This window comes from Bifidobacterium thermophilum, from assembly GCF_002846655.1.
Taxonomy (GTDB): Bacteria; Actinomycetota; Actinomycetes; order Actinomycetales; family Bifidobacteriaceae; genus Bifidobacterium; species Bifidobacterium thermophilum.
In genome coordinates, this window is record NZ_PCGX01000010.1 from 523,256 (window position 1) to 545,464 (window position 22,209).

Here is a 22,209-nt window from a genome sequence, read left to right on the forward strand (position 1 = left end):
ATCCCGATTCCGCCCGCCCCGCCGATCCGCCGTATGACGGACCGGCACGGACTGCAAATCGCCAATGCCCGGCGTTTCGGGTGCCACCGGCGCCACCTACATCACCGGCGTCACCGGCGTCTGCGGCGAATCACCGTCAAGGCAAACATTCCCGCTGCGGACGCCGCCGCGAGCGAACCCAATACCGCCACGGGAACAAATCCCGCGCCGGTATTGGCCAGCACGGTTCGTCTGCCGTACCAGAAATCCTCGGCGCGTACCGTATCGCCCCGGCATATGCCTTCCTGCTTGACCGCCGGTTGATTGTCAAAGGGGTTGTCGTCCACCAACGGGCAGGTCACCACCGTTGACGCGGTGACTGTGGCATGGTCCGCATGGTCACCATCCACGCCCGTGAGCACGCCGGTCACATCGACGGATTGCCCGGGTTCGAGTACCAATTCGTCCCATTCCGTCGGATATCGCCATGTTCCGACTGACGCTTTGCCGGTCGTGACGGTATCGTTCAGCTGTAATCCGGTCACCGGAATGTCTCCCACATTGCGAATGCGGAACACCAGCGTCGTTTCCTCCCCGGTGATCGCAAGCGCCTGCTCGGCGGTGTCGCGGTCACCATTCTGCTCGCCTGAGGCCTCATCGAATTTCACCAGCTCGATCGCCCCACGTTCATGGATGGTGCGCGTCCACACCTCGTTGGATGTCCGTTCGACCCCATTAACGGTTTCCGTGAATCCGTTGGTGATGCGCTCTCCCGGCAGGACGCGCTGCATCTGGATGAACATCGTCCATCCCGCTGCATGGTCCCGGCCGCCTAGCACGCGTGCGCCCCGCCCCGTCAATGCGATGCGCATGGTACCGGATTGCTCACGGACGTCAAATAGCGGTTCGCTCTTGCCGTCGGTAGCGTCCCCGCCAGATACCGCATCGATCGGTGAACCGCCAGACAGCTCGCCATCCAGATGCCGTTCGATGATATCGCCTGCCGGAATCATCTCGCCGTCAATGACCATGTCATGCCGCGCGACGACCGCCCACTGGCCGAGATACACGTCGTGCAGCTCATCATAATCGTCATCGATGCTCCACGAAGTGATGTCATATGCCCGATTGGCAGGTAGGTCCGAAGAATCCAGCCGGTACAGGAATGTGGTGTGCAACGGCACATCAGCGCCATTGACGCTCTCCCCACGCATGGCGATGACCACGTCTTTCGACGGATTCACCGGTTGCAATGGCGTGACGACCGTCCGCGTATCCGTGCGGATGCTTCCGGTGACTTGGGTGGCGGTGTTGCGCACTGTGACGCCGTCGCCAACCGCGGTGACGGTCATCGGCAGCACGAGCTCGTACCGTTGCCCGAGCACCTGCTGGTCGATTAACGGGTCGGCATGCGGGTCGAGCGAAGCGGCTGCGTAGGCCTTCAGATCATCCGGCTGCCGGGCGGCAATGACCCGCCCCGTCGTACGGTCCACCGTGTCCACGGTCGCGAAGAACGCGTAGAGTACGCCTCCCACGTCTTGGATGTTGAAGGCTTTCGTGCAATCGTTGCCTTGTTCGTCTGTGATGCTGATACGGTCTGTGTCAAGGGTGAGATAGCGTTCGTCGTAATCGTCGATGACACCCAGACGCTGGACAGCATAGGCGCCGGATTGCAGATCGGACGCGTCAAGCATGACCCGGTAGTAGATGGTGTCCCCCAGCAAGGCGGTCCGCCCGTCAATGACGATGCTCGCGTCAGCCTGGGTCACGGTTTTCTCCGGAGTGATGCGCGGCGGCTCGATCACAACTCGATTCGACGGGGTCACACTGTTGTTGAGCCCAAGCGTCCACTGGTTGCCGATAAGCCGATTCGCCGGGGCATGCTCAGACACGACACCATCGAACTCGACCAGCAATCTGGGTGCCGTCTGAGTGTTGTTCCAGGTTTTATCGATGGTGGCACGGTTGAACACGATGCGGAACCTGTGATTGCCCCGATCCCAATCCACGGTGTAATGCTGCCGTCCGAACACAGTGCCGGTCGCCTTGTCACGAACAATGACGCTGTATTCGTCCGGTTCGAGGTACTGGTCATATTCGTCCACGACTTCGACATGCTCGAGCCGATATCCGAGCCCCGTTTCCGGAGTAATGTCTGCACTGAGCGCATAGGTGACGCGCTGCCCCGGCATCGTCTTGGTCTGATCGATGGATGCGCGATCTCCGCCGTGCACCGCGTGGGCGAGCACTTGCTTGTTCGCGGGAGGCACGTACGCACACAACGGCGGTTTATTCGCCTCGACACGATGTGCGTTAACCGTGTGCGATCCATCGGCACTGAACGCTGCTCCCTGCGTCTGCGAGCACAATTGCACGGGCTGCCCGTCTTTCGCTTGGTAATCCTTACGCACCTGGACCGCGCCCTTGCCGTGCGCCAGATTGATTCGTCCCGGCACTAATAAGGTGAGTTGGCGATGAGAGCCCAGCCCTTGGACTGATTTGAGGTAGGACTGCGAGGCAACCGCACTCGCAGTGCCGTCTTTGATACTGATGGTGAATTCGCCTGTCACGTCCTTGCCCGTGCGCGCGATATCGAACACGCCAGACGCCCGCTCGTGTGCCGTATCCGCCTGATACACGCGGACCGCTGATTCACCGTCCGCGTCGAACAGGTAATCTGCCTGCGACCAGCCGGTTGTCAGCTCCAGACGTTGCGGGGATTCAACCAGATGAGCCGGGATTACGGCATTGGTGGCGGCTGCCACGGCGTCACCGTCCAGCAGCGAGCGTCCGGCGGCTCCGACCGCATTGCCATGGTCGGGGTCGATGACCGCATCCCATTCGCCGTCATCACCGCGCAACGCCCATACCGTATCCGGTTGCGGCTTCCACGTGGGGAACTGCCGATCCTCAGTATTCTGCCCCGGCTCATCATTCCAATGCACGGTGGCGGTGTCTTTGACCAATCCGTGCCCCGGTGTGCTGACCGTGACATCGAATGAGAAACGGAAGGCATGGTCCTGCGGCAGCATGCCCGCCTCTGCGGACCATTGCGCGCTGACGGTGTGGGCGTCCCTGTTCCAGTCGAAGGTGAATTCGGCGGTGCGATCGGTTCCGTCCGTCATATCGGAAACCTGATAGCCACCTACCTGATACGACGTGTCACTGGGCGTGATCGTATCGACGATGCCAAGGCGATAGCCTCCCCGTCCGGTTCCCGTCACGATATTCGTGCGGTTGGTCATGCCGTCGGCGCTTACTCCGTCGTCGATGCTCTTGGTTGGGACACCCGGGGCTCGCGACCCGACGCGGAAGCTTTCGGATGCCTGCCGGTCTTCAGTATTCACCCCCGCGGCCATCCATCCTTGCTTCGGCACGACGACGTCGAACCAGTAATTGCCTTCCTGCCAGCCGTCCCATCCGAAATCAGCAGGCACGAACTGCGGTGACTTCCCGGTTCCCGCATTCGGTACTCGCATGGTTTTGCCGATGGCACGGGCGGCATGGATGCCAGCGGGATGCCCGTCATAATTCAGGAAAATCTGTGCATCCAGCTGTTCGTTGACTGGCGAACCGCCTGCATTGGTGACGATGGCGTCGTGAACCGGCGCAGTGTCACCGACGCTCATGCCCTCCGGAGCCTGCTGCTGCGTAGTGACCGAAAGCGGGTACTGTGTTGTCGGCTGCAATTCGTTGGCCGCAACACACACCACCTGGACTCCAGCCGGATACGCGCGACCAGTCGTTTCAATCTGCTCGTTGAACTGGTATCGCAGCCGGTTGATCCAGCCACCGTCCCAGCCGATGAGGTCGTTGTCCAAACCGTCGGCTGCGAGCCTGCCCCAATTCCTATCGAAACGCACGCGGAAATCGCGTGGATTGGTGCCATACAGGCTCTTGTTCTTCAATGACAGCGCGACTCCCACTACACGCGCTTGCGTCGCTTCGCCATCGCTGCGATCCGCGATGGCATGCGACACCGCATCACGGCATGACCCGTAGAATTTCGGCTTGTTGCCTGCCCACGTGGACAGCACCCCACTGCGTACCAAGGACTGGTACGCATGGTCGATTGACGCTTCACCCCACCCCTGCGCCGGCGTGGAACCATACTGTTTGTTATCGAATAGGAACAACGCGTCATTGTCAGGCAGCGGACCTCCTGATCCGGATATTCCCGCGCCCTGCGAGCCTATGCCCGCCATGGCGATGCCAGGCGAGATGGCAAGTGTCATCAATGCGATGACCAACGTCACCGCTGTTATCGTGACGAATCGAAATCGGTTCATCATTCCCCCCAAAACAACAGAAAGCACAACGCCGGAACGCCGCCGCTTTCACTATTCCCCCAATGGGCTTGCATTCTCCGGTGCCGGCACGCTCCCCGCCGTATACCAGATGAACGGTCATGGCCCGCCGCGAACTGCGTCAACCGCACTTGGCTCCCCTCAAGCCTCATATGCCGGCAGGCGCTCGGATTCGCGAATCGGACGGCAATCCCCATTGCCGCCAAAACCCTTCAATCGCCAGCCTAGCATATCCACACGCCGGACACGACACCCGCCGGAATACAGCCGCCCGCCAGACACAACCCGGTGCTCACCCCCCATCGCACGCTCCGGCACGCCCCGCCGCACCCCGTCAAATCTCAATATCTCTGCAATTCCACGGGATCGCAGAGATTTTCGAATCCGGCGAATTCTCCCGATATCGGCTCCAACGCCGGTTATCAAAAATCGCGGAATTCCAACCATTCCCATGGGAGATCATCTCGTAAGAAACCGAATCGCACTGGATTCCCGCACCTCGCGTGGGAGTTCAGACACAGGTCCCGGCATCCGCCGAATTCTCCCGCAAGTCCAATCGACAGACCTGCCATGCGTGGGCGTGGTAGGGCATGGTGAGCTTGCCCTCATGTCTTCGCTGGCTGCCGGAAACGCAACTGAGCCCACCGCGTGACCAGGACGTTGCCGATCGCATGTATGCCCAGACATGCGCCGCACGCCGGAAGTATGCACCCGGAAGCCTCCACATACCGGTATCGTGGCACCGCGCATGACCCGGCATGCGTAAGCCGGCAGATACCAAAAGACGCCGCCGATTTTCCGCGCGTTGCGTCTTGTTGCGTATGTCACCGCATACACAACCAGACGGGACGCATCTCGAGCAAGAACGCCCGTTCCTATACGCCCGCTTGAGTTCCTATCTGCCTGGATTAGGCGATGCTCGATATATCAAGCATGAATGAGGGTTATTGGCCAAAATATGTGTCCGAAATCAGCGCGGACCCGTTGCAGCCCAAGGCATACGGGCGGCTCGAATGTGCCAGGTTGGCGGAATGAACACTCTACGATGCCCCCAATGCCACGGCACCCCCGACTTGCCCGCCACCGGACACACATTCTGGCCGATAACCCAGAACCCAGAACCCAGAACCCAGAAACGAGTAAAGCCGCCGCGCAACACTGGCGCGACGGCTTGTTCTGTGGGCTTGATGGGATTCGAACCCACGACCTTCTGTTCCGGAGACAGACGCTCTATCCACTGAGCTACAAACCCGTGCGGCCCTCCACTATACCGACATGTGCAGACGACATGCGCAAACAGCATACGCAGACGCACGCGCCTCATGGACCCGCGCCTCATGCGAAGGCATTACGACACATCAATTCGCCGCCTCGTTAGCGCACCGACGTGTCAGCCTCCGCACCGCAGCACCCCGCGCCGCAGCACGCGGACACTCAGTACATCAGCGTTGCCAGCCGACGACGCGCGCGCTTCAGCCGCTCATCGCCCGGCTCGGGGATAGCGAAATACTCGAGCAGACGCTTGCGTACCGGCTCAATCTGGTCGCGGTGACCGGCAGCCAGATAATCCAGCAGCCGCCCGAACGCGTCCTCAATTTGCCCGCCGATCATGTCGATATCAGCGACCGCCAACTGGGCGTCAACATCATCAGGATGCTCCGCCGCGGCGGCCCGGACCGCGCGCACATCAGCCGCTCCGGAACGGGCCAGCAGCAGGGCCTTCGACCGCTCACGCGCAGCGACCGTATCCTGCGGGTCAGATTCCAACACCCGCTCGTACGCCGCTGCGGCACCGGCATAATCACCTTCCTGTGCCAGCCGGTGCGCCTCGGCATGCTGCGGTGGCACACTCTCAGTCTCGGTCTGTCCATCAGCCGCCTGATCGCCATCGGCATCCGGATCACCGGAATACGGTGCCGAGCCGGCGACACCCGCCTGATGCGCGACATCTATGATTTTCGGTATGACCTGGTCGACGAGCTGCTGCTGTTCTTCAGCGCTGGGCAGACCCTGCAGCAGAGGCATCGGCCGCCCTCCGATCAGCCCGAACAGCGCAGGCACACCGCGCACTTGCAACGCCTGCGCAATGCTCTGCGCCTTCGACACATCGATACGCGCGAGCTGAATCTGGCCATTGAGTTTGTTGACGGCGTCGCCGAGCGCCTTGGCCATCGGGAAGAGCCGATCGTCGCTGGGAGTCCACAGCAGCATGAGAATCGGGAATGTCGCCGACGTCTGTACCATCGCCTCGAAGGTGTTCTCGGTGACGTCAATCACATACCCCCCGGCGGAGGGAGCCCCGCCTGCCTGCCCCGGTTCCGCGGCCACCTGATGCTGCATCGATTCAAGATTAACCGCCCCGGCGAGCGAAATACCCGGGTTGAACTTCTGGTCTGCCATGTCGCCTCCATGATTCTTTGCCTAGCGACGCCGACCGGCAGCGTCGACTGGCAATCCTTCGATACCATTCAAGATACCGTGACGCCACGTCGTACGCGTCGCCTTCTTCGCGAAGCTAAAGCCCGCATTCTACCGAAGCATGCTATCCCTGACACCGGGATACGCGTGACTTCCCCGCATCCTGGTGCGCCTGCCATGCAGTCCGCGCCGCAGCCCAACAACCCGCCAGACAGTCCACCGGCAGACGATACGGTTACAGCGCCTCCACCTTGACCGGCTGACGCTCCGCGCCCACCGCGGTAATCTTCTGATGGGACCCGGCCGACGGCACATACATGGCGACAACATTCACATACGTGACTTTCATCGTGCTGGTGGCGGTGCCGTTCCCAAACAGCGCCTTTTCGGAGTCCGACGCCGGCTGGGATTCGCGTCCCTCGCCCGCCTGACGGGTCCATTCCGAATTAATCTGCGCGACCACGAGATCGCCGCCGTCGCTCGAGCGCATGACCTTGATCTGCCCGGCAGCCGCCTGGAAGGTCTGCTGCTGCGTGCCAGCGTTGCGTTCCATGCCCTCCTGAACTGTCTGGGACAGCTTGGCAAGCTCTTGACGGAAGTAATCGTCGGCGAACTTCGAAGCGTATTTGCTCGCCGAACCGTTCTGGAGCACATCAGCATACTCGGCGACCGCCTTTTCAGGCGTTGTCACCAGACCGGTGTCTTTCGCCGTGCCCATCTGGGCCCCAATTGAAGGAATGGCGAACTTCGGCAACTTCGCCCCCTGGAAAAGTCGGGCGACGCCCCACAGCTTGTAATTGCTACGCGCACTGTCCTGGACCATCACGAGCAGACGCTGGGACTGCTGGTCGGACGTGGTGGTAGTAATGGTGAAAATCGAACGGGGCCATCCGGAATCCGTAGGAATGACCGCCTGCGTCATCTTGGAGGGGATGTTGGTTTTCGCGTCTAGCGACCCCGTGGATTGGGCGATGGTGATTTCGCTGGTGCGGATGGCGAGTTCGGGCCCAGACATGCGAGCGTCGAGCCCGTCCACGCTTTTCGCCTCATTCGCCGCGTTCACGACTTTCAGGATGTTCGCGCGGATCTGCTTCTCCTGGGCTTCGGTCACATCCGGCTTGTCCGTATGCTCGGCGCTGGCCGCCGGGTGGGGAACCTGCCCCTCGCAGCCGGCGAACGTCATCAGGCATGCCGCGGCGAGCACTGCCGTCACTGCTTTGGTGATACGTGAGGTCATGCTACTCCTTGGATTCTTCGTCATTATCGTCGCCGTCAGCGGAACCCCCATCCGTTTCCTCCTGCTGCGACGCCCACCGTGCGAAATATGCCTGCAATTCCTTCGGATCGATGACCGATGTGGCTTCGGCGTTCACCGGTGCCGGGGCATGGGTACGTGCATGCCGGAGTACTGCCGGGTGGGATTCGTCCGCTTCCGGAGCAGTGCCGTCGGCGGCATGATTCTCTGCCTCGTCCTGTTGCGAAGCAGCTGATGCTTGCGATTCCTCCGCCCCCGGTTGTGAGGGAGATGCGTTGTGGTCAAATTGCCCGGCGCTGCCGAAATCGATGTCCCCATCCGGATACCAGACGGTGTCATTATGCAATGAAGCATACGAATGCGCGGCTTGTTGCGGTTGCTCCTGCACAGGCTGCTGCTGTCCGCCATGCCTGGCGTGGCGTGAATGCTGATGCGGCTGGAAGGCGACGGGCGCGGAATCCGTCTGAGTCGGTTGGACCCGCTGTTGCATGTCCGCCACAAGATTGCGCGACATCGGATCGACCACTACCGGTTCGGCAGCAGCCTGCCCGCTCCCCTCAGCCGGCGAGGCATCCGTTGCCTGATGCTCCTCTTGGTCTGAGGATTCGACGACGGATTGCACCGACGCCCCCGGGGCATGGCGCTTCCTGGGCTTATTGCTCTTACGAGGTGCAAACGTACGTTTGATTATGCTCAAGCTTCCTGCGAGCGCCTCCGAGAAGCTGATTTCATCGGGGTCTTTCGGCTTGGGTTCACCGGGAACCTTGCGGCGCTTGGTGTCCGGCATCGCGAATACGGATGCGGACAGGACGGTCATCAACGCGAGGAGGGCCGCGATGAAGTAGAACGGCGTCGCGAAATCGGGAAGCTTCACACGCACCCAATGGACAGTCACCGAGGTGCGGGCAGAATTCGAGCCGGTGTCGATCAGCGCGATGACGTCTGAAGACGTTGTGCGCGATGTCAGGGAAACGTTGCCTGTGCCGCATTTGACCGACCGCCACATATCCGATGATTCGAATTCGACCGCCGAGTCCTGCGCGGCGGAACTCCCCGAGGCTTTCTGCGTGGACGTGGTCAGGGTCTGCCAGTCCGACATGCCGGTGATACGCGTGTATTTGCTCCCAGCCAGCCATCCGGCGGCATCTTTTCGTGTGGACAATGCGATGCACACACGCGTTTTCGACGAATTGGTATGGACAACCAATGTGGAGCGTTCTGCAACCATGGACAGGACGCCCGGATCCGTCATCGCGTATCTGCCGGAAACTTTTGCCGATGCCGCGATCTCACTTGACGGACGCCAAATCGTTGCGTTCAGCGCGCCGAACACCACACATGCGACGGCGAGTAGACCGAACACCGGTGCGACGATGCCACGCATGATTCTGGCATGATGAGACGGCCGCTCGAATACGGCATGCTCTTCGTGTGATTCATGTGTCTTCGTCATAACGCCACTATTCTACAGGCACCACCTCACTTCACCGGGTTGCGCGCGATACCTCCACCCTACCGTCGCACAGTCCCCCGCAGGCGGTGGCAGGCGGCAAAGACGTCCCGGCGATATCATGGTCGGCCGCTAGTGTGGTGATTATGCGTATTTCCCCCAGACTCCATCACGCCGCCGCCAGCCTTGTTACCGCGCTGTGCGCCGCCGGCATGTGCCTTGGCATCGCGGCATGCGGTTCAGGCAACTCCTCGTCTTCAGCGTCTTCATCGGCGTCCGCAAGTTCCAGTGCGTCAAGCACGAAGCTCAACAAAATCGCTGGAGTCACGGCGACCGGCGATCCCGGCAAGAAGCCGACCGTGAAATTCCACACCCCCATGACCGTCCAGGACAACACCTACGCCGTGCTTCAGCAGGGCAACGGCGCGACGATCAAAGAAGGCGACCGTCTGTGCGCCCAGGGCATCGCGCTCAACGCCAAGGACGGCTCGCAGATCATGAGCACGTGGGAGAAGAACACACCCGACTGCTCGATCGTCGTGAACAAATCCTCCACGAACACCGCCTATTACGATATTCTCAAAGGTCAGAAAGTCAACACGACCATCGCATTCGGCGTCAATGACCAGAACTCGTCCGGCACGTCGTATCTCATGGTGCTGACCATCATCTCCCGCGCGAAGGCCCTGACCCGTGCGGAAGGCAAAGCCGTCACGGACATTCCAGCTAACTTGCCGAAGGTTACGCTCGCCAGCAACGGCAAGCCGTCGCTCGATCTCAACGGGTATAAGCCCGATGGCAAACTGGTCGCCCAGACCCTGATCAAGGGCGATGGAGCCGCGGTGAAAGCCACTCAGACCGTGGATGCCCAGTATTCTGGCTGGTACGCGGACAGCAACGGCACGCTTCACCAGTTCGATTCCTCTTGGAGCCGCGGGTCATCCGCGCAGTTCTCGCTCTCCCAGGTCATCACCGGATGGAAGAACGGCTTGACCGGGCAGACCATCGGTTCGCAGGTGCTGCTGGTCATTCCACCGGATCAGGGCTACGGATCGACAGACCAGACGGACAGCACCACCGGAAAGGTGACCATCCCGGCCAATTCCACGCTGTATTTCGTGGTCGATATCCTCTACGCCTACTGATTGTCGGTGGATTCCCGGCGATTGTCCGCAATCCGCGGGGTCGGTGGCGGTGACACCATTTTGCGCCACCGCCACACGCTTACACAAACTGGTTACGCTAAGCGCGCGCTTAGCGTAACCAGTTTGTGTATTTGGGGCTTAGAAGAGGCGCAACGTCCCGTCTTCCTGGCCCTTCATATCGTCATAATCCAGAATCATGCACTCGAATCCACGCTCATGGGCGAGTGTTCTGGCCTGCGGGGTGATGGTCTGCGCGGCGAAGATACCGCGGACGGGCGCGATGAGCGGATCGCGGTTGAGCAGCTTGCAATACCGGGTCAACTGCTCCACTCCGTCGATTCCGCCATGCCGCTTGATTTCTATAGCCACATGCATACCATCGCCGTCGACCGCCATGATATCGACTGGGCCAATCGCCGTCGGATACTCTCGTCTGACCAGCTTGGCGCCTTCGCCAATCCGCTCAATCTGCTCGGCGAGATACCGCTGTAGATGGTCCTCGACACCATCCTTGACCAGTCCCGGATCCTCACCCAAATCGTAAGTATCGTCAGCGTAGACATGCTGCAAGGTGATTTCCAGCACGTCATCGCTTTTCTCGGCGCATACGCGCAACACCCGCTCAGGAACTGGCGTATCAGGGTCATCGTCGGCGTCCGGCGGGTCAATCTGCCGAATCGTGCACGGGGCTGCCATCCAATTCAATGGTTTGTACGATCCGAGTTCTGAAAATATCAGGACGCTGTTATCCGCTTTCACCAGCAGCACGCGCTTGGCCAACGGGAGTGACGCGTTGAGCCGTCCCGAATACTGTGCACTGCAATCCGCAACAATGATTCTCACATCCGACAGCCTAACAGCACCACCGCCGTCACAGCCGCAAACGCTGTCAGTCCAGGTGATACGCGTCCCGGTGACACGCAATCCAACCCGACAGTGGCACCCGGCAATCCCCGAACCCCAGAAAATCCGGCACTCGGCCCCCCCCCAAATCCACGCAACCCCAACATCTTCAACAACCCCAGTCCACACGCCCCAGTCCACATGCCCCAGTCCACAGCATGCAAAAGGCCGGCCCGTCACCAATGTGACAAGGCCGGCCCGAAGCCGAAACGAGGCCTAATCAGGCTTCCTGTCCGTCGCCTACGACTGCGGAACCGGAAGTCTGGACCACGTCATGTCCGCGCTCAACCGCAACGGTGAGTTTGTTCGAATCGAAGGAAATGAATCCGTCGGTGACATCGAAGGAATGCCGTACACCATCAGGGTCCACCACCGCGATCGTGCCGTCCTTGATGACGGTCAGCACCGGCTCGTGGTTAGGCAGGATGCCCATCCCGCCCTCGGAAGCGGGGATGGTGACGGACTTCGCCGTGCCGGACCACAATGGGCGGTCCGCCGCGACGATGTTCACCTGCATGGTCGCGCCCGCCATCAGTCGCCGTATTCCTTCTGCATGTCGTGCCACTTCTTCTCGAGGTCGTCGATGCCGCCGATGCCGGAGAACGCCTGCTCCGGGACGTCGTCATACACGCCGTCGCAGATGCGGGTGAAGGCCTCGATGGTCTCGTCGGCCGGCACGTAGGAGCCCGGGCGACCGGTGAACTTCTCGGCCACGTAGAAGTTCTGGCCGAGGAACTGCTCTATCTTGCGGGCGCGGTTGACGATAGTCTTATCCTCTTCGCCGAGCTCGTCGATACCGATCAGGGCGATGATGTCCTGCAGCTCCTTGTTACGCTGCAGAATCGCCTTGACGCGGTTGGCGCACTCGTAGTGTGCCTGGCCGACATAGCGCGGGTCGAGGATTCGCGACGTGGAAGCCAGCGGATCGACAGCCGGGTAGATGCCCTTGGCCGCGATATCACGCGAAAGCTCGGTCGTTGCGTCCAAATGGGCGAAGGTCGTCGCCGGGGCCGGGTCGGTGTAATCATCCGCAGGCACGTAAATGGCCTGCAGCGAAGTGATCGAGTGGCCGCGGGTCGAGGTGATGCGCTCCTGGAGCGCGCCCATCTCATCGGCGAGGTTCGGCTGGTAACCCACTGCGGAAGGCATACGGCCCAGCAGCGTGGAAACCTCGGAACCGGCCTGCGTGAAGCGGAAGATGTTGTCGATGAACAGCAACACGTCCTGGTTCTGCACGTCGCGGAAGTACTCAGCCATGGTCAGTGCGGTCAGCGGGACACGCAGACGAGTCCCCGGGGGCTCATCCATCTGGCCGAAGACCAGCGCGGTCTTGCTGAGCACGCCTGCCTCCGCCATTTCGCCGATCAGATCGTTGCCCTCACGGGTACGCTCACCGACGCCGGCGAACACGGACACACCGCCGTGGTTCTGTGCCACGCGCTGAATCATTTCCTGGATCAGGACCGTCTTGCCGACACCTGCGCCGCCGAACAGGCCGATTTTGCCGCCCTGCACGTACGGGGTCAGCAAATCGATGACCTTGATGCCGGTTTCGAACATCTGGGTCTTGGACTCCAGCTGGTCGAATGCCGGCGGATTGCGGTGGATGGGCCAGCGTTCCTTGACCTCGATATGCTCGTCAGGCTTCTTGTTGAGGATGTTGCCCGAGACATCGAACACGTGCCCTTTGGTGACATCGCCGACAGGAACCTCAATCGGGCCGCCGGTATCGGTCACTTCGGCGCCACGCACCAAGCCGTCGGTAGGCTTGAGCGCGACCGCGCGCACGGTGGAATCACCGAGGTGCTGTTCGACCTCCATGGTGATCTGGTGAAGCGTCTCGCCCTCGGTGTTGCCCACACTGTTGAGCTTCACGGTCAAGGCGTTGTAGATGTCGGGCAGGTGGCCTACCGGGAACTCGACGTCGATGACGGAGCCCTGGACGCGCGTCACGCGTCCGACGTTCGTCGCTTCGACGTCGGTTTCGGAAGCCGCTGTGGTCTGGTTCTCAGCCATATGCGTTCCTACTCTTCCTCTTTGTTCAGCGCGTCGGCGCTGCCGATGATTTCGGTAAGTTCTTGGGTGATCGATGCCTGGCGCGAGGCGTTGAGCTTGCGCGTCAGCTCGTCGACAAGGTTGCGTGCGTTATCCGTTGCCGTGTGCATGGCGTTCTGGCGGGATGCCGTCTCCGATGCGGCCGAAGTCAGCAGGCACTCATGGATGCGTGACTGGATGTACTTCGGCATGATCGCGTTGAGCACCTTTTCCAGACTCGGTTCGAAGGTGTACAGCGGGGTCGCCTGAGCCGCGGTGGACTCGGGAATCGGACCGGAGTCCTGCCTTGCTTCCGGCACGACTTCGACCGGCAGCATGCGCAGGACGCGAACCTTCTGCACGACCATGTTCACGAATTCGGTGAACACGATATACAGTTCGGAGACGCCGCCCTTGTCCGCAGGCAACATGTACGCGTCCAGCAGGGTCTTGGAAATCGACTCGGCGACTTCCACACCCGGCTTATCGCTGTCACCCTCCCACGAGGCCGCCACCTTGCGGTTGCGGTACTTGTAGTAGGTGACGCCGCGACGGCCGTACACATACAGCTGCGGCTCCTTGCCCTTGTCCATAAGGCGGGCGAGCAGGGATTCCGTTTCCTTGATAATCGACGAGGTGTACGCACCGGCCATACCGCGGTCCGACGTCAGAGCCAGCACGGCGACGCGCGGGTTCTTCTCGTCGGACTTCACGATCGGATGGTCGATATGGGTGTGCTCCGCCAACGCTTGCACGGCATCGAAAATCGCATCGCTGTAAGGCTTGGCGTTGAGCGCCACCTCACGCGCCCTCGCGATGTGCGAGGACGCGATCATCTCCTGGGCGTTGAAGATCTTCTCCAACGACTGGGTTGAGGCGATTCTTGATTTCAATGCGAGTTGCGAGCCCATGGGTCACTTCTCCCCTGCGACGATCTTTTCCTGCTCGACCGGGGTGTCGGTCTTGGCGACGGGCTTCTTCTCGATAAGCGGCTTGCCGGCCTTGGTCACATACGTGGCACGGAAATCTTCGACGGCCTGTTCAAGGGCCTTCTCCGTGTCGGCGGTGAAATCGCCGGTGTCACGAATCGTCGTGAGAATATCCGTGTTATGCGCCACGTAGTCCAGCATGCCCTTCTCGAACGGCAGCACGTCCGCGAGCTCGAGATCGTCGAGCTTGCCATGCGTGCCGGCCCAAATCGAGACGACTTCCTGCTCCATCGAGTACGGGGACATCTGCGGCTGCTTGAGCAGCTCGGTCAGACGAGCGCCACGAGTCAGCTGCGCCTTGGATGCGGCATCCAGATCGGAGGCGAACATCGCGAAGGATTCAAGCGACTTGTACTGCGCGAGCGAAATCTTCAGCGTGCCGGAAACCTTCTTCAACGCCTTGGTCTGGGCCGCACCACCGACGCGGGACACCGAAATGCCGACGTCGACGGCCGGACGCTGGCCTGCGTTGAACAGGTCGGACTGCAGGAAGATCTGACCATCCGTAATGGAAATCACATTGGTCGGAATATACGCAGACACGTCGTTCGCCTTGGTTTCGACGATCGGCAGACCGGTCATCGAGCCGCCACCCAAATCGTCGGACAGCTTTGCGCAACGTTCCAGCAGACGGGAGTGCAGGTAGAACACATCGCCCGGGTACGCCTCGCGCCCCGGCGGGCGGCGAAGCAGCAGCGAAATCGCTCGGTAGGCTTCAGCCTGCTTGGACAGATCATCAAACACGATGAGCACGTGCTTGCCGTGATACATCCAGTGCTGGCCGATCGCCGAACCGGTGTACGGGGCGATGTACTTGAAGCCTGCGGAATCCGATGCCGGGGAAGCCACAATCGTCGTGTACTCCATAGCGCCGGCCTCTTCGAGGCTCTGACGCACGGAGGCGATGGTGGAACCCTTCTGGCCGACAGCCACGTAGATGCAGCGCACCTGCTTCTTCGGATCTCCGGACTTCCAGTTGTCCTTCTGGTTGATGATGGTATCGATCGCGATGGCGGTCTTGCCGGTCTGGCGGTCGCCAATGATCAGCTGACGCTGGCCACGACCGATCGGGGTCATCGCATCGATGGCCTTGAGGCCGGTGGACAACGGCTCATCGACCGGATGACGATGCATCACGTCGGGGGCCTGCGCCTCGAGAATACGACGGCCTTCGCTCTTGATCTCGCCGAGGCCGTCGATTGGCTGGCCCAGCGGGTTGACTACACGGCCGAGGTATCCGTCGCCGACCGGCACGGACAGCACTTCGCCGGTTCGGCGGACTTCCTGGCCCTCCTCGATGCCGGCGAAGTCACCGAGGATGACCACACCGATCTCGCGGGCGTCAAGGTTGAACGCCAGACCAAGCGTGCCGTCCTCGAAGGTCAGCAGCTCATTGGCCATGCAACCAGGCAGTCCCGTCACATGCGCAATGCCGTCACCGCAAGTCGCGACATAGCCGACCTCCTGGGTCGGGTTGTCAGACGGCTTGTAGGACTCGACGAAATCGTCGAGAGCCTTGCGTACCGCGGCGGGATCAATGGTAAGTTCTGCCATGATCACTCCTTATTGTTCTTGTTCATGTAAGTCTTTCGCGTTTGCACGCGTACTGACTCGTCTGTGTCACACGCCTGTTCAGGCGGTGACCTGCACGCTGCGCTTGAGCTTGTTCAGCTGGGCAATCACCGTATTGTCGTTGACCTCGTGGCCGATCTGCACGCGCATGCCGCCCAACACCGTCGGATCTACAACCGAGTTGATGTGCACGGCATGGCCGGTGCGCTTGGTGTAAATCTTGGTCAGCCGGTCAATCTGCTCGCCAGACAGCGGAGCTGCGGTGGTCACGGTGACCATCGATTCGCCCATATGCCGTGACAGCTTGTTGATCAGCCACTGGATGGTGGCAAGGTAACGACGGTGGCGCGGATTAGCCGTGGCGTGCTCGGCAAGGCGCATGGTGACTTTGCTGATCTCATTGCCGGACAACACGTTGTGCAGCAACGCGACGCGCGCCTCAGCCGAGGAATGCTCGTCGTACAGGCGGGTGCGGACCACCGGCATGTTGAGCAAGGCCGAATGGAGCTCGGCCAGCTCGACGGACACCTTCATGGTGGTTCCGGTCGCATCCGCGTAGTACATCATCGCGTCCACGCCGAAATCCTCGACCGCGTTCGCGATATCATGCGGCTTGCTCCAGCGGCGCTGCACTAGATCGTCAAGGATCTCAACGGTCATCGGATGCGCTTTGCCTTCAAGCAGCGTGTGCACCATGGTGGTCTTGTCGGCAGCGGGACGTGCGGGGTCGGTCAGCGCCCGTTCGACCTGGACATTGTGGTCGAGCAGATCGGTGACGGCGAACAGCTCGTTGCCTACGCGCCAGGCATCCTCACCAGTCGCCTTGAGTTTCGGCGCCAGTGAGTCACGCGAGACGCGGTCTGCGATGCGTGATGCCTCTCCTCGCATGTAATCTCACTTCCTTCGCTTACTTGTTGCTGTCTGCATCCATCTCGTCGATCATCTTGTCGAGCATCTGCGTCTGGGTGGCGCTCGAGCTCAACTCGGATCCGAGAATCTTGCCTGCCAGAGCCGTGGCCAACGTGCCGACCTCACCCTTCAAGCTCACCAGAGCCTGCTTCTGCTGGGATTCGATCGAACGCTGGGCGTTCTCAGTGATCTGGGCCGCATCGGATTCAGCGCGCGAACGCGCATCGGCGATGATATGGGACGCTTCGGCACGGGCGTCGTCGCGGATCTTCGATGCCTCGACACGAGCCTGGCTGAGCTGGTCCTCATACTTCTTCTTGGCCTCGTCAGCGTCTTTCTGCGCTTTCTCGGCCTGAGCCATACGGCCTTCGATCTTGGCCGCACGGGCGTCGAAGACAGCCTGGAACTTCGGCATGACGTACTTGTAGAAGCAGACCGCGATGACAACGAGAATGACCAATGACCACACGATGTCATACGTTTCAGGCAAAAACAGCGAAATACCGCTTTTCTCTGCCAGTGGCATGGGTGTTCTCCTTTCTTGCTCGGGTTTCTACTTGACTATTGGTGAAGCTTGCGTTCGCAGATGCTCACTTGGCCATGACGAAGGCGACGAAGCCGAGCAGGCCGAGCAGCTCGATCATTGCCAGACCGATGAACATGAGGGTCTGGATGCGGCCGGAGACCTCAGGCTGGCGAGCGGTGCTCTCCAGGGCCTTGCCGACCAGGATGCCCATGCCGATGCCAGGGCCGATGGCGGCGACGCCGTAGCCCAGAACGCTGATGTTGCCTGCAACCTCGGCGAGAGTGATGATATCCATGTGTTGTCCTTTCTTACCGAAATCTGACATGGTACACGGCCCCGCGGCACGGGACCGAAGTGTGTTCTGCACGGCGCCCCAAGACACCGGTGCATTCGCTTGATTCAATTATTGCGCATCGTTGTCACGATGCCGGGCAGGACACGGCCGCTATGGGCGACCGCGCCTGGCACCGTTGCGATCCTTTGCACAGCGCGTATGGCGCGCCAAGCACGGTCGAATTACTCGACCTCCGGATAGCTCTGGTTGATGTACACCGTCGAGAGGATCGCGAACACGTACGCCTGAAGCGCCGCGACGAACATCTCGAAGCATACGAACGCGAAACCGCCCAGCAGCCACAGTGCGCCGACAGGCTTGATGCCCCAATTCGGCGACTCAATGAGATAGAACTGGGTGAACGCCAGACAGGTCGCGACCAGAAGATGGCCTGCGATCATGTTGGCGAAGAGTCGGACGGTCAGCGAGAACGGGCGAATGATCAGTACCTCGAGCAGGTTGATCGGGCCGAGGATGATATCAATCGGCAGCGGAACCCCGGGAGGCATAAGCTCGCCGCGCAGGTACTTGAAGAATCCCTTCTCTCTGCAAGCGGCAATCCAATACTGCACGAAAGTCCACAGTGCGAACACGAGTGGCATCGTCACCGTTGCGGTGGCCGCCATATTCATGCCGGGGATGACGCCGCACAGGTTGAACGCGAAAATCGTGAAGAACAGTGTGGTAATCATCGGCACATATCGGCGTCCACGTTCCTCGCCCATCACCTGATAGACGATATTGTCGCGGACGAATTCGAGCAGCGTCTCGATCAGTCCCTGCCAACGACCCGGAACGAGCTTGGCACGTTTCGCCGTGATGCACATCACCAGCAGCAGCACGATAGTGGCAACGATTCGAATAAGAATGATGCGATTAATGGCGAACGGCGTGCCCTGGAACAGAATCGGATCGGGAAGAAAATCGTCGATCGAGGGCAGTTCAGGACCCGTCTTGGCCGCGAGCACGAGCTGCGCGCTGACTTGTGACACCATCTACGCCTCCTACTTCTCGTAACAGCTGTCAGTTTAGCCCAACGCCCTGAGCGAATGTGACCGGAAGATTTCGGCGCAAACTCACATGGCGTGGCGAGTAGGTCGGGCGCCGACGGGGCCGGCACCTGCCTTCAACTCCGAACGGCTACGTGGAGATTGTACGACGTTTTCCTGCGGCTTGGTAACAATTCTTTCACAATCTCAAACCGTTTTTAGATAAAACGACCCGAATTGCCGAACGCTACGCAGGACGTTGCTGTCCGATATCCGGACAGCGCGCACAGGTCAGCAGTCAGGCATCGGCGCCATCGGCCACCGGGCCGGCGGGAGCGGGCGGTGTCGCAGAACGCACGCGTTCGTCCTGAGCATAATCGTCCCCAATCAGGCCATAACCGTCCTTGATCAGCGGGGCGTACCCGTCACCTCGCGGCGCACCCGGCGCATGACGGATCGAACGGTCCGTACCCAAACGCTTCTCCGCACGCAATTGCGGGACCTCACGCAGGTCGTACGGCGTGGTCTGGTAGACCCAGTTCAGCCAGTTGCGCCACAACAAGTTCGCGTGGGCGCGCCAGCTGAACAAGGGCTCAATCTTGGGGTCGTCGTGCGGGAAATAGTTCTCCGGGAACGGCACGTTGGTCAGGCCCTTGGCCATATCGCGCTCGTATTCCTCGGCGAGTGTCATCTTGCCGTACTCCCAGTGGCCGAGCGCGAACACCTCCGAGAAGTCGCGTGTCGCAATCAGTCCGGGGCCGGACTCCGGACCCCACGTGAGCACCTGGAGGTCGGGATTCGCCGCGATATCGCCCTCGTCCACACCGGCGAGCCGGGAATGCGGTTGCAGCGCGATTTCATCGAAACCGTTGGTCAAGAAGCAATATTCGTCCTGCAAATACTGCGGATAGACGCCGAACAGCTTCTGCGGCAACAGATGCTTGCGTACGCCGTACCGGTAGTGCAGGGCGCCCATCGCACCCCAGCACAGATACATCGTCGAGAACACGTGCGAACCTGCCCAGTCAAGAATCTCCTTGAACTCGTCCCAGTAATCGACCTGGTCGAATTCCAGGTGCTCCACCGGCGCGCCCGTGACGACGAAGCCGTCGTAATAGTTGTCGCGGAACGCATCAAGGTTCTCGTAGAACTTGACCAGATGGTCGGCGCTGACGTGCTTGGACTCGTGGGTCGAGGTCTTCATGAAATCGACCTCGACCTGCAGCGGGGACTTCGAAATCAGCCGTAGCAACTGGGTTTCGGTCTCGATTTTCTTCGGCATGAGATTCAAGATCACCAGGCGCAGCGGGCGCACACGCTGGCGCTCAGCTTCAGGTTTCTCCAGCGCGAAAATGCGCTCGGAGTCGAGGATGGCACGTGCGGGCAGGCCGCTTGGAATCTTGATAGGCATGATTCCATTATCGCCGCTGGGCTGATATGTGTTTGACGTCGGCTGAAATGTGACCGGATGGCGGGGTTTGGTAGAGCGAGGCGCGGTAGGGCGGTGTGCGGTAGGGCGGAGTGCGGCAGGGCGGGGTGGGGTTACTGGCGGACGAGACTGGCAAGGCACGCGATTGTCGGCGGACGGGGCAGGCGGCACGACCGCTGACTGCAAGCGGCAGATCATGTACCCAGTCAGAGTGCGAGCCGATCCTCACACAACGCACCCCGCACCCTCCCCACGCACCGATTCCCGCCATCGCAGGCCCACCGTGCGAGCCCATCCTCACACAACGACCCCTAGGGCCACCCAGATAACCGGCCCTGACCACCGCATCGGTCATTGTGCGAGCGAATCCTCACACAACGGGCCCCAACGCAAGCACACCAACCAAATCCAACCACCCAACCCGCCACCGTGCGAGCCAATCCTCACACAACGCCGGCGCCACTCCTCACACTGGCACCATTGCACGGTGGCGGATGGCCGACCCGCCCACGTCAAGTCATATGAGTCGCGTGGCACGTATCCTACGACACACACAACCTGCGGAACATCACCGCAAAAAGCCCAAGCCCGCCGGCATCTGGCGAGTTGTGTACGCCACGACATACGCAACTCGCCAGATACAAACCGGCAGTAACGCAAGACCACCGACATCCAGCCGAACACGCATGCCCGCGCATACCCAACCTGCAAATCCCCCACGTCCTCTCCCAAATCCACCAGCATCTGCTGCGATACGCATACCGGTACATACACAACTGGCGGAACACCATCGGGCACAACCCCAACCATCCGACAAGCGGCGACTCACGTATACCGATACATACGCAACGTGCGGCAGACCCACGGTCACCATCCGGAACTCTCCGGATACAGCCGGCAGCGTATGTCACGACATACACAACCCGCCAGATACAACCGGCAGTAACGCAAGACCACCAACATCCAACCGGCCACGCATACCGCGACATACGATTCTTGCGCAATACCCTTGATAAAACGATGCTTCCACACGCGTACGGCTGAGCAAGCATGCCGCAACATACGCCAACCAACGCCGCCAACGCGAGAACACACGACCATGCAACCAGTAACCACCCAGCGCGCAACCATGCAAATACCCGACCGTCGCCGCCAAGCAGCTCCCCCGCAATCCGCTGTGGGCTGAACGGCACGCCGATTTGACAATTCCCTGTCGTCCTATAAAGTAGATGACTGCTGCTTGAAGCAGCCGACGCGGGGTGGAGCAGCTCGGTAGCTCGCTGGGCTCATAACCCAGAGGTCCATGGTTCAAATCCATGCCCCGCTACCACATCAATGAAAACCGTGATTCGACATTCGTCGGTCACGGTTTTTGTGTACCCGGCCATTCTCACCGTCCGAGGCATTCAGTCAGCGCTCATCCGCGACGCCAGACCGACACACCGGCAACGCGAACCGCCGAGTACGGATGTTACCGGCTCGTCATGGGAAGACACCTCAGACAAACCGACAAACAGACAAAGAGACAACACAGCAAAGAGAAGCAATACGAAGAGGGGATATCAATGCGCATCTCGCAACCGTTGCAGCCCATGGCACCGCTGATTGTGCTCGCACTCGGGTCGCTGTCGATCGTATCGCTCGCGCAAGGCATCGTTTCCTTGACTTCAGGCGCGAACATCCCAAGCATCACGGAAGTCATCGCCGGTCTGATCGGCATCGCGCTGAGCGTGTGGATCATCGCCGCGATGCGGGCGACGCGTGCTCAAGACGAAGAAGACGACGAGGATTATAAGGACGACGAATCCGAGGAGATCAACGGCAGAAACCTTCAGAGCAGCGGTGCCGATTCACGAGTCGTCGAATAATCATCGCGACTATCGATTACTTCAAAGGCCTTTCAAATCCAAGGGCATTGCCACTGCATCGAAAGCGGATTAAGCCGAAGACATCGCCGCCAATCCCGGCAG

At 60.5% G+C, this 22,209-nt stretch carries 16 protein-coding genes and 2 tRNA genes; 3 read left to right on the plus strand and 15 right to left on the minus strand.

Annotated features, from left to right (window positions below; translation table 11 throughout):
* Positions 1-110: 110 nt before the first annotated feature.
* The 5 genes from CQR48_RS07620 to CQR48_RS07640 form a co-directional block, all read right to left on the minus strand.
* Entirely contained in the window at positions 111-4,235 is a 4,125-nt protein-coding gene (locus tag CQR48_RS07620) for an LPXTG cell wall anchor domain-containing protein (RefSeq protein ID WP_180334586.1), read from the minus strand.
* 1,230 nt (positions 4,236-5,465) lie between these two features.
* Positions 5,466-5,538: transfer RNA gene (locus tag CQR48_RS07625), tRNA-Arg, on the minus strand.
* Positions 5,539-5,720: 182 nt separating this feature from the next.
* Positions 5,721-6,686 carry a tetratricopeptide repeat protein gene (locus CQR48_RS07630; protein ID WP_101452499.1) on the minus strand — a complete coding sequence of 322 codons (966 nt, stop codon included), beginning with the start codon at positions 6,684-6,686 and terminating at the stop codon, positions 5,721-5,723.
* 253 nt (positions 6,687-6,939) lie between these two features.
* Entirely contained in the window at positions 6,940-7,941 is a 1,002-nt protein-coding gene (locus CQR48_RS07635) for a DUF8094 domain-containing protein (RefSeq protein WP_101452500.1), read from the minus strand.
* 1 nt (position 7,942) lies between these two features.
* Positions 7,943-9,412 (minus strand): hypothetical protein, encoded by a 1,470-nt coding sequence (locus CQR48_RS07640; protein WP_101452501.1) that lies wholly within the window; start codon positions 9,410-9,412, stop codon positions 7,943-7,945.
* A gap of 143 nt (positions 9,413-9,555) precedes the next feature.
* Here CQR48_RS07640 and CQR48_RS07645 point away from each other — a divergent pair, with 143 nt between their 5' ends.
* A complete protein-coding gene (locus CQR48_RS07645; protein ID WP_101452502.1) occupies positions 9,556-10,554 on the plus strand; it encodes an FKBP-type peptidyl-prolyl cis-trans isomerase in 999 nt (332 codons plus the stop codon).
* 138 nt (positions 10,555-10,692) lie between these two features.
* Here CQR48_RS07645 and nucS read toward each other — a convergent pair whose 3' ends face one another.
* The 10 genes from nucS to CQR48_RS07695 form a co-directional block, all read right to left on the minus strand.
* The gene (nucS, locus tag CQR48_RS07650; protein WP_015451073.1) at positions 10,693-11,397 is read right to left on the minus strand and encodes an endonuclease NucS; all 705 of its coding nucleotides are present in this window, start codon (positions 11,395-11,397) and stop codon (positions 10,693-10,695) included.
* A gap of 280 nt (positions 11,398-11,677) precedes the next feature.
* Positions 11,678-11,989, minus strand: coding sequence for a F0F1 ATP synthase subunit epsilon (locus tag CQR48_RS07655; RefSeq protein ID WP_029575750.1), 312 nt, complete (start codon positions 11,987-11,989; stop codon positions 11,678-11,680).
* On the minus strand, positions 11,989-13,473 hold the full coding sequence (gene atpD, locus CQR48_RS07660; protein WP_015451075.1) for a F0F1 ATP synthase subunit beta: 1,485 nt from the start codon (positions 13,471-13,473) through the stop codon (positions 11,989-11,991). The genes CQR48_RS07655 and atpD overlap by 1 nt, the downstream gene beginning before the upstream one ends.
* Before the next feature lie 8 nt (positions 13,474-13,481).
* Positions 13,482-14,402: a F0F1 ATP synthase subunit gamma gene (locus CQR48_RS07665; RefSeq protein WP_015451076.1), complete on the minus strand. Its 921-nt coding sequence runs from the start codon at positions 14,400-14,402 to the stop codon at positions 13,482-13,484.
* A 3-nt stretch (positions 14,403-14,405) separates the two neighbouring features.
* Complete coding sequence (gene atpA / locus CQR48_RS07670; protein WP_015451077.1) at positions 14,406-16,034, minus strand: F0F1 ATP synthase subunit alpha; 1,629 nt, start codon at positions 16,032-16,034, stop codon at positions 14,406-14,408.
* Positions 16,035-16,112: 78 nt separating this feature from the next.
* The gene (locus CQR48_RS07675) at positions 16,113-16,940 is read right to left on the minus strand and encodes a F0F1 ATP synthase subunit delta (RefSeq protein WP_029575746.1); all 828 of its coding nucleotides are present in this window, start codon (positions 16,938-16,940) and stop codon (positions 16,113-16,115) included.
* 19 nt (positions 16,941-16,959) lie between these two features.
* Positions 16,960-17,487, minus strand: a complete 528-nt coding sequence (locus tag CQR48_RS07680) for a F0F1 ATP synthase subunit B (protein ID WP_015451079.1) — start codon at positions 17,485-17,487, stop codon at positions 16,960-16,962.
* Between the two features lie 64 nt (positions 17,488-17,551).
* Positions 17,552-17,782 (minus strand): ATP synthase F0 subunit C, encoded by a 231-nt coding sequence (gene atpE / locus CQR48_RS07685; RefSeq protein ID WP_015451080.1) that lies wholly within the window; start codon positions 17,780-17,782, stop codon positions 17,552-17,554.
* 221 nt (positions 17,783-18,003) lie between these two features.
* On the minus strand, positions 18,004-18,816 hold the full coding sequence (atpB, locus tag CQR48_RS07690; protein ID WP_015451081.1) for a F0F1 ATP synthase subunit A: 813 nt from the start codon (positions 18,814-18,816) through the stop codon (positions 18,004-18,006).
* 292 nt (positions 18,817-19,108) lie between these two features.
* Positions 19,109-20,221, minus strand: a complete 1,113-nt coding sequence (locus tag CQR48_RS07695; RefSeq protein WP_101452503.1) for a homoserine O-succinyltransferase — start codon at positions 20,219-20,221, stop codon at positions 19,109-19,111.
* Positions 20,222-21,492: 1,271 nt separating this feature from the next.
* On the opposite strand from CQR48_RS07695, the gene CQR48_RS07700 reads away from it, so the two are divergent.
* Together CQR48_RS07700 and CQR48_RS07705 are read left to right on the plus strand one after the other, a co-directional pair.
* Positions 21,493-21,569: transfer RNA gene (locus CQR48_RS07700), tRNA-Met, on the plus strand.
* A 235-nt stretch (positions 21,570-21,804) separates the two neighbouring features.
* Entirely contained in the window at positions 21,805-22,107 is a 303-nt protein-coding gene (locus CQR48_RS07705; RefSeq protein ID WP_101452504.1) for a hypothetical protein, read from the plus strand.
* The last annotated feature ends 102 nt before the right edge of the window (positions 22,108-22,209 follow it).

Bases quoted from the DNA above. Each gene is read 5' to 3' on its own strand.
- CQR48_RS07695 (WP_101452503.1), bottom strand. From the start codon at position 20,221: ATGCCTATCAAGATTCCAAGCGGCCTGCCCGCACGTGCCATCCTCGAC.
- CQR48_RS07645 (WP_101452502.1), top strand. From the start codon at position 9,556: ATGCGTATTTCCCCCAGACTCCATCACGCCGCCGCCAGCCTTGTTACC.
- CQR48_RS07705 (WP_101452504.1), top strand. From the start codon at position 21,805: ATGCGCATCTCGCAACCGTTGCAGCCCATGGCACCGCTGATTGTGCTC.
- CQR48_RS07675 (WP_029575746.1), bottom strand. From the start codon at position 16,940: ATGCGAGGAGAGGCATCACGCATCGCAGACCGCGTCTCGCGTGACTCA.
- atpA (WP_015451077.1), bottom strand. From the start codon at position 16,034: ATGGCAGAACTTACCATTGATCCCGCCGCGGTACGCAAGGCTCTCGAC.
- CQR48_RS07640 (WP_101452501.1), bottom strand. From the start codon at position 9,412: ATGACGAAGACACATGAATCACACGAAGAGCATGCCGTATTCGAGCGG.
- CQR48_RS07655 (WP_029575750.1), bottom strand. From the start codon at position 11,989: ATGGCGGGCGCGACCATGCAGGTGAACATCGTCGCGGCGGACCGCCCA.
- CQR48_RS07680 (WP_015451079.1), bottom strand. From the start codon at position 17,487: ATGCCACTGGCAGAGAAAAGCGGTATTTCGCTGTTTTTGCCTGAAACG.
- CQR48_RS07635 (WP_101452500.1), bottom strand. From the start codon at position 7,941: ATGACCTCACGTATCACCAAAGCAGTGACGGCAGTGCTCGCCGCGGCA.
- CQR48_RS07630 (WP_101452499.1), bottom strand. From the start codon at position 6,686: ATGGCAGACCAGAAGTTCAACCCGGGTATTTCGCTCGCCGGGGCGGTT.
- atpB (WP_015451081.1), bottom strand. From the start codon at position 18,816: ATGGTGTCACAAGTCAGCGCGCAGCTCGTGCTCGCGGCCAAGACGGGT.
- atpD (WP_015451075.1), bottom strand. From the start codon at position 13,473: ATGGCTGAGAACCAGACCACAGCGGCTTCCGAAACCGACGTCGAAGCG.
- atpE (WP_015451080.1), bottom strand. From the start codon at position 17,782: ATGGATATCATCACTCTCGCCGAGGTTGCAGGCAACATCAGCGTTCTG.
- CQR48_RS07665 (WP_015451076.1), bottom strand. From the start codon at position 14,402: ATGGGCTCGCAACTCGCATTGAAATCAAGAATCGCCTCAACCCAGTCG.